The organism is Pseudomonas sp. Irchel s3f19 (assembly GCF_900187555.1).
Taxonomy (GTDB): Bacteria; Pseudomonadota; Gammaproteobacteria; order Pseudomonadales; family Pseudomonadaceae; genus Aquipseudomonas; species Aquipseudomonas capeferrum.
Window position 1 is genome coordinate 620,438 of sequence record NZ_FYDW01000002.1, and the last position, 13,557, is coordinate 633,994.

The 13,557-nt window shown below is 63.6% G+C and carries 11 protein-coding genes; 5 read left to right on the plus strand and 6 right to left on the minus strand.

The genetic code is table 11. The annotated features are described in order from the left end of the window. Window positions 1–85: 85 nt before the first annotated feature. Complete coding sequence (locus CKW22_RS06710) at window positions 86–1,462, plus strand: glutamine synthetase family protein (RefSeq protein ID WP_033702140.1); 1,377 nt, start codon at window positions 86–88, stop codon at window positions 1,460–1,462. 51 nt (window positions 1,463–1,513) lie between these two features. Here CKW22_RS06710 and argA read toward each other — a convergent pair whose 3' ends face one another. Continuing rightward, the gene (argA, locus tag CKW22_RS06715; protein ID WP_033702141.1) at window positions 1,514–2,812 is read right to left on the minus strand and encodes an amino-acid N-acetyltransferase; all 1,299 of its coding nucleotides are present in this window, start codon (window positions 2,810–2,812) and stop codon (window positions 1,514–1,516) included. A gap of 124 nt (window positions 2,813–2,936) precedes the next feature. Next, the gene (gene argE, locus CKW22_RS06720; protein WP_033702143.1) at window positions 2,937–4,079 is read right to left on the minus strand and encodes an acetylornithine deacetylase; all 1,143 of its coding nucleotides are present in this window, start codon (window positions 4,077–4,079) and stop codon (window positions 2,937–2,939) included. Between the two features lie 115 nt (window positions 4,080–4,194). Between argE and CKW22_RS06725 the strand changes: the two genes are divergently transcribed. Further along, window positions 4,195–5,571, plus strand: a complete 1,377-nt coding sequence (locus CKW22_RS06725; protein ID WP_033702145.1) for an inorganic triphosphatase — start codon at window positions 4,195–4,197, stop codon at window positions 5,569–5,571. A gap of 116 nt (window positions 5,572–5,687) precedes the next feature. On the opposite strand, the gene CKW22_RS06730 is transcribed toward CKW22_RS06725, so the two are convergent. Then, window positions 5,688–6,158, minus strand: coding sequence for an Lrp/AsnC family transcriptional regulator (locus CKW22_RS06730; protein ID WP_033702147.1), 471 nt, complete (start codon window positions 6,156–6,158; stop codon window positions 5,688–5,690). A 126-nt stretch (window positions 6,159–6,284) separates the two neighbouring features. Here CKW22_RS06730 and CKW22_RS06735 point away from each other — a divergent pair, with 126 nt between their 5' ends. The 3 genes from CKW22_RS06735 (at window position 6,285) to CKW22_RS06745 (ending at window position 8,983) form a co-directional block, all read left to right on the plus strand. Further along, the gene (locus tag CKW22_RS06735) at window positions 6,285–6,590 is read left to right on the plus strand and encodes a hypothetical protein (protein ID WP_033702149.1); all 306 of its coding nucleotides are present in this window, start codon (window positions 6,285–6,287) and stop codon (window positions 6,588–6,590) included. Window positions 6,591–6,894: 304 nt separating this feature from the next. Beyond that, the gene (locus CKW22_RS06740) at window positions 6,895–8,580 is read left to right on the plus strand and encodes a GspE/PulE family protein (RefSeq protein ID WP_095063919.1); all 1,686 of its coding nucleotides are present in this window, start codon (window positions 6,895–6,897) and stop codon (window positions 8,578–8,580) included. 88 nt (window positions 8,581–8,668) lie between these two features. Beyond that, window positions 8,669–8,983: a DUF2388 domain-containing protein gene (locus CKW22_RS06745; protein WP_033702153.1), complete on the plus strand. Its 315-nt coding sequence runs from the start codon at window positions 8,669–8,671 to the stop codon at window positions 8,981–8,983. Between the two features lie 28 nt (window positions 8,984–9,011). Here CKW22_RS06745 and gcvP read toward each other — a convergent pair whose 3' ends face one another. From gcvP to gcvT, 3 genes are all read right to left on the minus strand, one after another. After that, window positions 9,012–11,885: an aminomethyl-transferring glycine dehydrogenase gene (gene gcvP / locus CKW22_RS06750; RefSeq protein WP_047582103.1), complete on the minus strand. Its 2,874-nt coding sequence runs from the start codon at window positions 11,883–11,885 to the stop codon at window positions 9,012–9,014. A gap of 130 nt (window positions 11,886–12,015) precedes the next feature. Further along, window positions 12,016–12,399: a glycine cleavage system protein GcvH gene (gene gcvH, locus CKW22_RS06755; protein WP_033702156.1), complete on the minus strand. Its 384-nt coding sequence runs from the start codon at window positions 12,397–12,399 to the stop codon at window positions 12,016–12,018. Between the two features lie 51 nt (window positions 12,400–12,450). Next, window positions 12,451–13,533 (minus strand): glycine cleavage system aminomethyltransferase GcvT, encoded by a 1,083-nt coding sequence (gene gcvT / locus CKW22_RS06760; RefSeq protein WP_095063920.1) that lies wholly within the window; start codon window positions 13,531–13,533, stop codon window positions 12,451–12,453. Window positions 13,534–13,557: the final 24 nt, after the last annotated feature.

Here is a 13,557-nt window from a genome sequence, read left to right on the forward strand (position 1 = left end):
TGGCTTGACATCAGTATGGCTTTTCGATTGACTGGTCCTGCAAGCCCCCCTTGATTGATATTTTTAACAACAAAGGTGTTGCATCATGTCGGTACCCCCGCGTGCCGTTCAGCTTAACGAAGCGAACGCGTTCCTTAAGGAACATCCTGAGGTTCTCTACGTTGACCTTCTGATTGCAGATATGAATGGTGTGGTGCGCGGCAAGCGCATAGAGCGCACCAGCCTCCACAAGGTTTACGAGAAAGGCATCAACCTGCCGGCCTCCCTCTTCGCCCTGGACATCAACGGTTCCACCGTCGAGAGCACTGGGCTTGGCCTGGACATCGGCGATGCTGACCGCATCTGCTATCCAATCCCCGACACGCTGTGCAACGAGCCGTGGCAGAAACGCCCCACCGCACAGCTGCTCATGACCATGCACGAGATCGAAGGCGAGCCCTTCTTCGCCGACCCTCGTGAAGTGTTGCGTCAGGTTGTCAGCAAGTTCGACGACATGGGCCTGACCATCTGCGCCGCGTTCGAGCTGGAGTTCTACCTGATCGACCAGGAGAACGTGAACGGCCGCCCGCAACCACCCCGCTCGCCGATCTCGGGCAAGCGCCCACAGTCGACCCAGGTGTACCTGATCGACGACCTCGACGAATACGCCGACTGCCTGCAGGACATCCTAGAGGGTGCCAAAGAGCAGGGTATTCCGGCCGACGCCATCGTCAAGGAAAGCGCCCCGGCGCAGTTCGAAGTCAACCTGCACCACGTCCCCGACCCGCTCAAGGCCTGTGACTACGCGGTGCTGCTCAAGCGCTTGATCAAGAACATCGCCTACGACCATGAAATGGACACCACCTTCATGGCCAAGCCCTACCCGGGCCAGGCAGGCAACGGCCTGCACGTACACATCTCCGTGCTGGACAAAGATGGCAACAACATCTTCACCAGCGAGGATCCCGAGCAGAACGCCGCGCTACGTCATGCTGTCGGCGGTGTGCTCGAGACCCTGCCCGCGTCCATGGCGTTCCTTTGCCCGAACGTCAACTCGTACCGTCGCTTTGGCGCGCAGTTCTATGTGCCGAACGCACCGAGTTGGGGCCTGGACAACCGCACCGTGGCCCTGCGCGTGCCGACCGGTTCTGCCGATGCCGTGCGCCTCGAGCACCGGGTAGCCGGCGCCGATGCCAACCCGTACCTGATGATGGCGGCCGTACTGGCCGGCGTGCACCACGGCCTGACCAACAAGGTCGAGCCCGGCGCGCCAATCGAAGGCAACTCGTACGAGCAGCTGGATCAGAGCCTGCCGAACAACCTGCGCGATGCCCTGCGTGAGCTGGACGACAGCGAGATCCTCAACAAGTACATCGATCCGAAGTACATCGACATCTTCGTCGCGTGCAAGGAAAGCGAGCTGGAGGAGTTCGAGCATTCGATCTCCGACCTCGAGTACAACTGGTACCTGCATACCGTGTAACTGAAAACGCCGCCCATCAGGGCGGCGTTTTTCATTGAGGCCGAGGCAGGCTTACAGCGACTTTTCGAAAATCTTCGAATTGCGCTGATAGTTGTACAGCGAAGCCCGCGCCGCCGGCAGCCGCTCCACGCCACTTGGCGCAAAGCCACGCTCACGGAACCAGTGCGCAGTGCGCGTCGTCAGCACGAACAGCGTATTCAAACCCATCTGCCGTGCCCGGCTCTCGATGCGTTCAAGCAGCTCATCGCCGCGCCCACCATGCCGGTACTCCGGGTTCACCGCCAGGCACGCCAGCTCCCCCGCCTCGGAATCGGCAATCGGGTACAGCGCCGCACACGCGATGATCATGCCCTCGCGCTCGACCACGCTGAACTGCTCGATTTCCCGCTCCAGCACCTCGCGCGAACGGCGCACCAGGATGCCTTGCTCTTCCAGCGGGCTGATCAGCTCCAACAGGCCGCCGACATCTTCGATGGTTGCCTCACGCACGACCTCGAACTGCTCCTGGGACACCAGCGTACCGCCACCCCCGCGGGTGAACAGCTCGGTCAGCAGCGCACCGTCTTCGGCATAACTGACGATATGGCTGCGCGCCACGCCGCCCTTGCAGGCCTCGGCGGCAGCATCCAGCAGCTCCCCCTGATAGTCGCTGCCCAGGCGCAGCAGATGCGGGGCCACCTGCTGCGGGCGCAGCTCACGCACCAGCTTGCCCTGTTCATCCAGCAGCCCCGGCTCGGCGCCGAACAGCAGCAGTTTGTCGGCACCCAGCTCGATGGCCGCGCGGGTGGCCACGTCTTCGCAGGCCAGGTTGAAGATTTCACCCGTGGGCGAGTACCCCAACGGCGACAGCAGCACGATGGAGCGCTCGTCGAGCAAGCGGCTGATGCCTTTGCGGTCGACCCGGCGCACTTCGCCGGTGTGGTGGTAGTCCACGCCTTCGAGCACACCGATGGGCCGGGCAGTGACCAGGTTGCCGGACGCCACGCGCAGGCGCGAGCCCTGCATCGGCGAAGCGGCGATGTCCATCGACAAGCGGGCCTCGATGGCCAGGCGCAGGGCACCCACAGCATCGATCACGCAATCCAGCGTGGCCGCATCGGTAATGCGCAGGCTGCGGTGGTAGTGCGGAGTCAGGCCGCGCTCGGCCAGGCGGCTCTCGATCTGCGGGCGCGAGCCATGCACCAGCACCAGCCGCACGCCCAGGCTGTGCAGCAGCACCAGGTCGTGGACGATGTTGCCGAAATTAGGGTGCTCCACCCCGTCGCCGGGGAGCATGACCACAAAGGTGCAGTCGCGATGGGCATTGATGTACGGGGAAGCATGACGCAGCCAGTTGACGTAATCGGGCATGACAGGGCCTGTGGATAAGTGGACGGAGAACGGCGATACAGGGGGCGTTCAAGATCATCGTCGGAACAGGCTTGCGGTCACGCGCGGTCTCCTCTAGGCAGGAACGAATCAGCTCAATGGACGTTTAGTGCAGGCAATAGTGCCGGATCAGGTCACGCAATAGACGCACGGTAGGCTCGATTCGTGACATTTCAAGGTACTCGCCAGGCTGGTGGGCACAGGCGATGTCGCCAGGGCCCAGCACGATGGTCTGGCAGCCCAGCTGCTGAAGATAAGGCGCTTCGGTGCCGAACGCTACCGCTTCGGCGCGATGACCGGTCAGGCGCTCGGCCACGTGCACCAGCTCGGCGTCCGCAGCCTCCTCGAACGGGGGCACTTCAGGGAACAGCGGCGCATAGTCGATGCGCACCTCATAACGTTCCGCCAGCGGTACCAGCTTCTGGCGAATCGCCGCACGCAACTGCTCTGCATCCATCCCCGGCAGCGGCCGCAGGTCGAATTCCAGTGCACACTGGCCACAAATGCGGTTGGGGTTGTCGCCGCCATGGATGCAGCCGAAGTTCATCGTTGGCGTAGGCACGGTGAACTGTGGGTTGCGGTACGCCTGCTGCCATTGCCCGCGCAACTGCATCAGCTCGCCCATCACCGCGTGCATGGCTTCCATTGCGCTGCGCCCGAGGCTTGGGTCCGACGAATGGCCGCTGCGGCCCAAGATGTCGATGCGGTCCATGAGGATGCCCTTGTGCATGCGGATCGGCCGCAGGCCGGTGGGCTCGCCGATTACCGCTGCGCGGCCCAGCGGCTGGCCGGCCTCGGCCAGGGCGCGGGCGCCGGACATGGAACTTTCTTCGTCGCAGGTGGCGAGAATCAGCAGTGGCTGCTTGAAGTCGTGCTCCAGCAACGGCAGCACGGCCTCGATGACCAGGGGGAAGAAGCCCTTCATGTCGCAGCTGCCCAGGCCGACCCAGCGGCCATCGATTTCGGTCAGCTTCAGCGGGTCGCTCGACCACAGCTGCTCGTCGAAGGGCACGGTATCGCTGTGCCCCGCCAGCACCAGGCCACCCGGGCCAGTGCCACGGCTGGCCAGCAGGTTGAACTTGCCGGGGCTGACCTGCTGGATGTCGCACGTGAAACCCAGGTCGCCCAACCAGCCGGCCAGCAGGTCGATGACCTGGCGGTTGGACTGGTCCAGCGCAGGCTGGGTACAACTGACCGAAGGCGCGGCGATCAAAGCGGCGAACTGGTCTTTCAGCGTCGGCAACGGCATGCCCGTACTCCTCGGAAGCGTTGCCCATCATAGGACCATCTGCCGTCTGGAATAAACCGTTGGCGGCCGACTGCTGTAGACTCTGTTGCCAACGAGCCCCTCCTTCGAGCCAGCGATGCACAAAGAAACCGAACTCAAGCTCCGCGCCAGCCGCGAGACCCTTGCCGCCCTGCGCGAGCACCCCTTGCTGAAAAAGCGCAACAAGTCCGGTTGGCAGACCCGCGAACTGCTCAACCAGTACTTCGACACCCCGGAGCGTGACCTTTCCGCTGCCCGCGTGGCCCTGCGCCTGCGCCGCGATGGCGAGGCGATCATCCAGACCTTGAAGTGCCGTGGCCAAAGCGTGGCCGGGCTGTCCGAGCGCAACGAGTACGAGTGGCAGCTGGACAAGGTCAAGCTCGACCTGAAAAAACTCGACGCCACCTGCTGGCCCGAGCAGTTGGCCGCGCTCGACAAGAAAACCATCAAGCCGCTGTTCACCACCGACTTCACCCGCGAATTCGCGGAAATCGCCTGGGGCCGTGGCAAGAGCAAAGTCGTGATCGAGGCCGCGCTGGACCAAGGCTTCGTGATCGCTGGCAAGCGCAAGGAAGAAATCTGCGAGCTGGAGCTCGAGCTGCGCGAAGGTGCGCCTGAAGCCCTGCTGGAGCTGGCCGCCGAGCTCGCCGCCAGCCTGCCGTTGATGCCCTGCGACATCAGCAAGGCCGAGCGTGGCTACCGCCTGCTGGAGCCCGAAAGCTATGAGCTGGGCTTGCCGCACACCGAGCTGGACGCCGAAATGGCCGTGGACGATGCCTACGCCGCCCTCGCCTGGCAGCTGTTGGCCAGCAGCCAGCGCCTGGCCGAGCAATATCGCCACAATGGCCACTGGCGCCTGTTGCAGGACTGGGTCGAGTGCCTGGCCGAGTTGCGCGCACTGACCAGCAGCCTGGGCCAGGCGGCACCACGCCCGTCCACCCGCGCCCTGCGCAGCAGCCTCGACGCATTGCTCGAAGACTGGCGCCCGCTGGTGCAGGCCGGTAACGATGACGAAGACATCCGCCGCGCCGCGCCCGAGCAGTTTGCCGAAGAGCTCGAAGACGTGCGTTGGGGTCAGTTCTCCCTGGAAACCTCGCGCTGGCTGCTGGCCCGTGGCTGGACCGCCGAACGCAAAGGCCGTGGCGAACGCCAGGGCAATGCGCAGCTGGCCAGCTGGATGGCCCATCTGCTGGGCGAAGAAGGCCGTGCCCTGAAGCTGCCGCTGTACACCCAGCGCCCGGAAGACCTGGCCGAACAGCTGCCGCGCATCGAACAGTTGCTGGCCTGGCTGCACCATGCCCGCCAGGTGCTCGAAGCACCGCAAATGGACCGCCTGTACGGCGACCTGAAAAAACTGCACGAGCTGGCCGAGCTGCCGCTGTCGGAAGAGCCCGACGAGCTGCTTGAAGCCCGTATCGAACAGGCCCGCGCCGTTGATCAGAGCCGCGGCTGGAAGCACCTGCTCAAGCCCTGACGACACGGCCCTTGTAGGAGCGGCCTTGCGTCGCGAAAGGGTCGCGCAGCGGCCCCAAGATCTCCAAAGCAGCACAGATCTTAAGGCCGCTCCTGCAAAAATCACGAAAATCTACCTCAGCGACCCAGTGGCAGGCTCGTCGTGGACTTGATCTCCGAAAGCGCCACAATCGAATTGACCTCCTGAATCCCCGGCACATTCGACAGCTTTTCAAAGAAGAACCGCTCGTACGCCTCGATGTCCGAGGTAACGATGCGCAGCAGGAAGTCCACCGACCCCATCAGCACATAGCACTCCAGCACCTCCGGGAACCCCCGAATCGCCTCGGTGAACTCGGTAAAATTCGAGCGACCGTGCGCGTTCAGCTTCACCTCGGCGAAGATCTGCGTGTTCAAGCCGATTTTCTTGCGGTCGAGCAAGGTCACCTGCCCGCGTATCACCCCCTCCTCCTTCAGCCGCTGAATACGCCGCCAGCAAGGCGATTGCGACAGCCCGACACGCTCGGCAATCTGTGCGCTGGACAGCGAAGCGTCCTCCTGAAGCAGTTCGAGGATGCGCCGATCATAGGCGTCCAGCTCGCTGTGCATGAATAATCCCCCAAAACCAGATAATCAGAATTGAACGATCTGCCATTCCAGCAAATCGATGGAATCATAGCGAAAAAATACCCGCCGCAACGTGCAAGAATTTCTCCCACATTCGCGGAGACCAGCATGAACGCACTGCCACGTACCGACGCCTGGGCCGCCAGCAACGCCCACAGCACCGTGCACTACCGCCTGCAGGCCGAGGCCGAGCCCGACAGCCTGTGCCGGGTGCTCAACCTGTTTGCCTTGCAGTTTCTGACCCCGCACCACGTGCAGGTCAGCCAACAGGAGGACTGGCTCGATATCGAAATCGGCATTGGCGGGCTGAGCTGGCACCGGGCCGAGGTCATTGCGCAAAAATTGCGCAACCTGGTGTGCGTGGGTGACGTGAGCCTGGCGAACCTTGCGCGCGTGGAGCTGGCGGTGGTCTGAATGGACTGCTGTCCTGCCCAATACGCTCTCAACGGATCGCCCATGCAAGTGGTTACTCAAACAGTCGAAAACCCGGCGTTCTGGAGCCACCTGGTACAGACAGTTGGGGATCATTTCAACGAACTGCGTGAACATCTGGATGCGAAGGGCGGTAGTACGGGGGCATCTACATTCTTGATGTGAAGGGGATGGGATAGCTGACGGGTTATCGGCGACAGCAAGATCCCGAAACCCTTTGCCAGCAGACAGCTCACCGCACCCGGCTAGCCTTCATCAGGACTCCCCACCTGGCAAGGACGCCAACATGCATACCCCCGGCAAGCAAGCACTCGACCTCAACCGCCTGCTCCAGGCTCTGCTGACCGAGCAGCACCTGGACGCCAGCGACACCCTGCTGGTACTTGAGCAGGCCGCCGCACGCCCGGCCTGCCACCCACTGGAACTGATCGCCGGCCCTGGTCTTGAAGACCGCATGCACCCCGGCCAGCCGCTGGACTTGGACCACCTCTGTCAGTGGCTGGCCGATAAGGTCGGCCAGCCCTTTGTGCGCATCGACCCGATGCAACTGGACATGTCCCAGGTCAGCGGGCTGATCTCCCCGGCGTTCGCCCAGCGCCATGGCATCCTCGTCGTGGCCGCCGACGCCTCGGCCGTCACCGTGGCCAGCGCCCAGCCTTATCAGGATGACTGGCAGGCAGACCTGGCCCGCAGCCTCGGCAGGCCGATTCGTCGGGTGCTGGCAAGCCCGTTGCAGATCCGCCAGCTGGGGCAATCGTTCTTGCGCCTGGCCCAGTCGGTACAGGGTGCGCAACACCAGCAGCCGGCCAGCCTGGGAGAGCTCGAAAACCTGCTGGAACTGGGCAAACGCCAGGCCGAGGCCAATGCCGACGATGCGCATATCGTGCACATCGTCGACTGGCTGCTGCAGTACGCCCTCGAACAACGCGCCAGCGATATCCACCTGGAGCCCCGCCGCGAACAGGGGCAACTGCGGTACCGCATAGACGGCCTGCTGCACACCGTCTACGCCTTTCCCGCAGGCGTGACCCTGGCGCTGGTCAGCCGCCTCAAACACCTGGGGCGTATGGATGTAGCGGAGAAACGCCGGCCACAAGACGGTCGCCTGCAAAGCCGCCTGCCGGGCGGCGGCGAGGTGGAGCTGCGCCTGTCGACCCTACCGACGCCGTTTGGCGAAAAACTGGTGTTGCGCCTGTTCGACCCGCAACAACTGCATGAAGGCTTCGACCGCCTGGGCCTCGAAGGGCAGCAGCTGGAGCAATGGCGGGCGCTGCTGCGCCACCGCCAAGGCATCATCCTGGTAACGGGCCCCACCGGTTCCGGCAAGACCAGCACGCTCTACGCCAGCCTCAAACTGCTGGCCACCCCGCAAATCAACCTGTGCACCATCGAAGACCCGATCGAACGGCTGGAACCGGCGTTCAACCAGTTGCAAGTGCAGCCGGCCCTGGGCCTGTGCTTCGCCAACGGCGTGCGGGCGATGCTGCGCCAGGACCCGGACATCATCATGATCGGCGAGATCCGTGACCGTGAAACCGCCCTGGTGGCCGTACAGGCAGCCCTCACCGGGCACCTGGTGCTGTCGACCCTGCACACCAACGATGCCTGCGCTGCGATCACCCGCCTGCAGGAACTGGGCGTAGCCGACTACCTGATCAAGGCAACGCTGATCGGGGTCATGGCGCAACGGCTGATTCGTACCCTTTGCGGCGATTGCCAGGGTTGTGCCTCGGCGGCCAGCGGCCAGCCCTGCCGTACCTGTCGTGGTACCGGATTTCACGGTCGCACGGGCCTGTTCGAACTGTTGATACCCAGCGAAAACTTTCGCGCGCAGATAGGCCCGCACACCGACCTTGCGCACTTGCGGCGTCAGGCACTGACGGAAGGCTTGCTGGACCTGCGCCGCTGCGGGGAGGCGAAAGTGGCCTGCGGGCTGACCCGCGCAGAGGAAGTGCTACGGGCCTGCTCCTGAGCGAAAATCCCTTGTATTCAAGGAACTTGCCTCCTTTGCCACGATCAAACCGCGCATCTTCAACCCTCACCCTTCGAGGTGTTTCAACATGCGTCTCAAAACCGCCATCGCGACCGCTGCCTTGCTTTCGCTGCCAATGGGCTCCGCCATGGCCGATACCTTCTGGCGTAACGTGATTTCTTCGGGTGCGACCACCGCGTCCACCTACCTGACCTCCAAGGATCACAAGCTGGTACTGGCCGCGCAGGAAGACGCTGGCAGCTTCGTGGCCAGCGAAGGCGCCATTCGTGGGCCGTTCCTGGAGTCTGCGCTGCGCCAGGTGCGCACCGAAAACCCAGGCATGCAAGCCAGCGACATGGAACTGGCCAATGCCATTCTGGCCAAGAACGCAGTAGCCGAGTAAATAATCGGGGGGCCAAGCCCCCCGAAACTCAGCGATAAGCCTCCACCGGCACACACGCGCAGAACAAGTTCCTGTCTCCATACACATTGTCGACCCGGTTCACCGCTGGCCAATACTTGTGCTGGCGTACGTGAGCACTGGGGGCGATGCCCTGCTCCAGGCTGTACGGCCTGTTCCACGCTGCCAACACATCGGCCAAGGTGTGCGGCGCATGCTTGAGCGGGTTGTCTTCGGCCGGCCAGTTGCCCTCCTGCACCTGGGCGATTTCTGCACGGATCGCCAGCATCGCCTCGACGAAACGGTCCAGCTCGGCCTTGGACTCACTCTCGGTCGGCTCGACCATCAGCGTGCCCGGTACCGGGAATGACATGGTCGGGGCATGGAAGCCGTAGTCCATCAAACGTTTGGCCACGTCCTCCTCACTGATGCCGGTCTGTGCCTTGAGCGGGCGCAGGTCGAGGATGCATTCGTGGGCCACACGCTGGTTACGCCCGCGGTAGAGCACCGGGAACGCCCCGGCAAGCTGGCTGGCCAGGTAGTTGGCCGAGAGTATCGCCACCTCGCTGGCATCGGCCAGTTGCGGGCCCATCATGGCGATGTACATCCAGCTGATCGGCAGAATGCTCGCACTGCCCCAGGGCGCGGCACTGACCGCGCTGTTGTTCGGGTCCAGGCCGGGTACCGGCACCACCGGGTGGCTGGCGACAAAGGGCTTGAGGTGGGCGCGGATGCCGATCGGGCCCATGCCGGGGCCGCCGCCGCCATGGGGGATGCAGAAGGTCTTGTGCAGGTTCATGTGCGAGACGTCGGCGCCGATGTCTGCGGGCCGTGCCAGGCCGACCTGGGCATTGAGGTTGGCACCGTCCATGTACACCTGGCCACCGTGCTGGTGCACCACGTCGCAGATTTCGCGGATACCCTCTTCGTACACCCCATGGGTCGAGGGGTAGGTGACCATCAGGCAGGACAACCGATCCCCTGCCGCCTGGGCCTTGACCTTGAGGTCCGTGAGGTCGACGTTGCCGTCTTCGTCGCAATCGACGATCACCACGTCCATGCCGGCCATTTGCGCCGAGGCCGGGTTGGTGCCGTGGGCCGAGGATGGAATCAGGCACAGCGTACGCTGCGGCTGATGGCGACTGCGGTGGTAGCGGGTGATGGCCATGAGGCCGGCGTATTCGCCCTGGGCCCCGGAGTTGGGCTGCATGCAAATGGCGTCAAAGCCCGTGATCGCGCACAACCAGCTCTCCAGCTCGTCGATCATCGCTTTGTAGCCAACCGCCTGGGCAGCAGGCGCAAAGGGATGAAGCTGGGCGAAGCCGGGCCAGGTGATGGGGATCATCTCGCTGGTGGCGTTGAGCTTCATGGTGCAGGAGCCCAGCGGGATCATCGACTGGTTCAGCGCCAGGTCCTTGTTTTCCAGCTGCTTGAGGTAGCGCAGCATCTCGGTTTCACTGTGGTGCAGGTTGAAGACCGGGTGCGCGAGGAACGGCGTGCGCCGCACCAGCCCCGCTGGTATGCCTTCGGGCAGCGCCAGTTGGTCGAGCGTCGCGATGTCCAGGCCGTGGTCGACCCCCAGGAAAACATCGAACAGGCGCAACACGGTCTGTTCGCTGCAGGTTTCGTCCAGGCTCACGCCCAGGTGCCCACGCCCGAGGATGCGCAGGTTGATCTGCGCGTGCTCGGCACTTTCGATGATCGCCGCCTGCGCGCCGCCCACCTCCAGCGTCAGGGTGTCGAAAAAATGCTGGTTGAGCCGCTTGATGCCCTTGGCTTCCAGGCCGGCCGCCAGGATAAAGGTCAGCCGATGCACGCGCTGGGCAATGCGCTGCAAGCCCTCTGGGCCATGGTAGACGGCATAGAAGCCGGCGATATTGGCCAGCAGTACCTGGGCCGTGCAGATGTTGGAGTTGGCCTTCTCACGGCGGATGTGCTGCTCGCGGGTCTGCAGGGCCATGCGCAGCGCGGTATTGCCACGGGCATCGCGTGACACACCGATGATGCGCCCCGGCATGGCCCGCTTGAAGTCGTCACGGCAGGCAAAATAGGCCGCGTGTGGCCCGCCGTAGCCCATCGGTACGCCAAAGCGCTGGGTCGAGCCCAGCACCACATCGGCGCCCAGCTCACCGGGCGGCGCCAGCACCACCAGGCTGAGCAGGTCGGCGGCAACGCAGGCCAAGGCTTGCTGGCTGTGCAGCTGGTCGATCAATGGGCGCAGGTCGCGCACCTCGCCATGGGTGTCCGGGTATTGCAGCAAAGCGCCGAATACCGAGTGCTTGGCCAGGTTATCCACAGCGTCGACGATCAGCTCGAAGCCGAACCCCTCGGCGCGGGTTTTCAGTACCGAGAGGGTTTGCGGGTGGCAGTGCTCGTCGGCGAAGAAGGCGTTGCTCTTGTTACGTGCCACGCGCTTGGCCAAGGCCATCGCCTCGGCGGCGGCGGTGGCTTCGTCGAGCAGCGAGGCGTTGGCCAGGGCCAGGCCGGTCAGGTCGATGACCATCTGCTGAAAGTTGAGCAGGGCTTCCAGCCGGCCTTGGGCGATTTCTGGCTGATAAGGCGTATAGGCGGTGTACCAGCCTGGATTTTCCAGCACGTTGCGCAGGATGACAGTTGGCGTGACGGTGCCGTGGTAGCCCATGCCGATGAGGCTGGTCCTGACCTGATTCTGCTCGGCGTAACCGGCGAGCTTGGCCAGTGCGGCCTGTTCATCCAGGGCCGGCGGCAGGTCGAGTGGGCGATTGAGGCGGATCCCTGGCGGGACCGTCTGCTCGATCAGCTCGCTGCGGCTGGCAACACCCAGCGCGCTGAGCATGGCCTGCTGCTCCGAGGCATCGGGGCCAAGGTGGCGACGCAGGAAAGGGTTGAGCTCTTGCAGTTGATGCAGGGACGGCGACTGGGACATGACGACGCTCTCTTCCTAGACCAGGCCTCATGGAGACTTATAAGTCTAGGAAGGATTGCCGATTGTGCGGAGAAACTTGCTTTTGCCGCACCATTGCCGGGCGGCGCATTGCGCCCCCCGGCTTGATCAGTTACTCGCCGATCGCAGCCTGATAAGCCGCAGCATCCAGCAGCTTGTCCAGTTCAGCTTTGTCGCTTGGCTGCAGTTTGAAGATCCACGCCCCATAAGGTTCTGCGTTCAACAGCTCCGGATTGTCTGCCAGCGCGTCGTTGACCGCGATCACTTCGCCAGCGATCGGGGCGTAGATGTCAGAAGCCGCCTTGACCGATTCGACCACGCCTGCGGCATCGCCTTGGGCAAACACCTTGCCGACTTCCGCCAGTTCGACGAACACGACGTCACCCAAGGCTTCCTGTGCATGGTCGCTGATGCCAACGGTCACTGTGCCGTCGCTTTCCAGGCGCGCCCACTCGTGGCTTTCGGCAAAACGCAGATCGGCGGGGATATTGCTCATGTCTTGAATTCCTCGATTGGCTCAGCGGTCGGCCCGCCGGTTAATAATTGTTCAAATCAGGATTTTGCCGTGGCGCACGAAGGTCGGTTTGACCACCCGCACCGGGTACCACTTGCCGCGAATCTCGACCTCGGCGCGGTCGCCGGTAGCCATGGGTACACGCGCCAGGGCAATGGATTTGCTCAGCGTAGGAGAGAAACTACCACTGGTGATCTCACCTTCGCCAATACCGGTAACACGAACCACCTGATGGGCACGCAGAACGCCGCGTTCTTCCAGCACCAGGCCAACCAGTTTTTCCTTCACACCCTGCTCGATTTCCGCCAACAGGCCAGTGCGGCCGATGAATTCGCGCGCAGCCGGCTCCCAGGCGATGCTCCAGCCCAGGTTGGAGGTCAGCGGGGTGTGGGCTTCGTCGATGTCCTGGCCGTAAAGGTTCATGCCGGCTTCCAGACGCAGGGTATCGCGGGCGCCCAGGCCACTGGGGGCGATGCCGGCCCCCACCAGGTCGTTGAAGAAGGCCACGGCCTGGTCACCCGGGAGGATAATCTCCAGGCCGTCCTCACCGGTATAACCGGTACGGGCAATGAACCAGTCGCCTTCGGCGATACCTTCGAACGGGCGCAGCTCGCGGATCAGCGCGGCGCGCGAGGGGCTCAGCAAGGCGGCCACCTTTTCACGGGCGTGGGGGCCTTGGATGGCGAGGATGGCGAGGTCCGGGCGAACCTGAACATCCACCTTGAAGCCTGCACGCTGCGCATGCAGCCAGCCAAGCACCTTTTCGCGGGTGGCGGCGTTGGTCACCAGGCGATAGCCGCCTTCGGTACGGTAGGCGATAAGGTCGTCGATAACCCCGCCCTGCGCGTTCAGCAGTGGGCTGTACAGCGCCTTGCCAATACCCGCGAGACGTGCGACGTCGTTGGCCAGCAAACGCTGCAACCAGGCAAAGGCATCACGGCCCGTGACGTCAATGACGGTCATGTGAGAGACATCGAAGACCCCGCAGTCACTGCGCACCTGATGGTGCTCCTCGACTTGCGAGCCATAGTGCAGGGGCATGTCCCAGCCGCCAAAATCGACCGTCTTGGCGCCGAGCGCCAGGTGCAGGTCATACAGAAGCGTGCGCTGTCCCATGGGTTTCTCCTTCCGGGCGTGGCG

What these genes read in the sequence shown, in the direction of transcription:
- CKW22_RS06730 (WP_033702147.1), bottom strand. Translation starts at nt 6,158, where the DNA reads ATGCACAGCGAGCTGGACGCCTATGATCGGCGCATCCTCGAACTGCTT.
- gcvP (WP_047582103.1), bottom strand. Translation starts at nt 11,885, where the DNA reads ATGTCCCAGTCGCCGTCCCTGCATCAACTGCAAGAGCTCAACCCTTTC.
- CKW22_RS06740 (WP_095063919.1), top strand. Translation starts at nt 6,895, where the DNA reads ATGCATACCCCCGGCAAGCAAGCACTCGACCTCAACCGCCTGCTCCAG.
- argA (WP_033702141.1), bottom strand. Translation starts at nt 2,812, where the DNA reads ATGCCCGATTACGTCAACTGGCTGCGTCATGCTTCCCCGTACATCAAT.
- CKW22_RS06735 (WP_033702149.1), top strand. Translation starts at nt 6,285, where the DNA reads ATGAACGCACTGCCACGTACCGACGCCTGGGCCGCCAGCAACGCCCAC.
- CKW22_RS06725 (WP_033702145.1), top strand. Translation starts at nt 4,195, where the DNA reads ATGCACAAAGAAACCGAACTCAAGCTCCGCGCCAGCCGCGAGACCCTT.
- gcvT (WP_095063920.1), bottom strand. Translation starts at nt 13,533, where the DNA reads ATGGGACAGCGCACGCTTCTGTATGACCTGCACCTGGCGCTCGGCGCC.
- gcvH (WP_033702156.1), bottom strand. Translation starts at nt 12,399, where the DNA reads ATGAGCAATATCCCCGCCGATCTGCGTTTTGCCGAAAGCCACGAGTGG.
- CKW22_RS06710 (WP_033702140.1), top strand. Translation starts at nt 86, where the DNA reads ATGTCGGTACCCCCGCGTGCCGTTCAGCTTAACGAAGCGAACGCGTTC.
- CKW22_RS06745 (WP_033702153.1), top strand. Translation starts at nt 8,669, where the DNA reads ATGCGTCTCAAAACCGCCATCGCGACCGCTGCCTTGCTTTCGCTGCCA.
- argE (WP_033702143.1), bottom strand. Translation starts at nt 4,079, where the DNA reads ATGCCGTTGCCGACGCTGAAAGACCAGTTCGCCGCTTTGATCGCCGCG.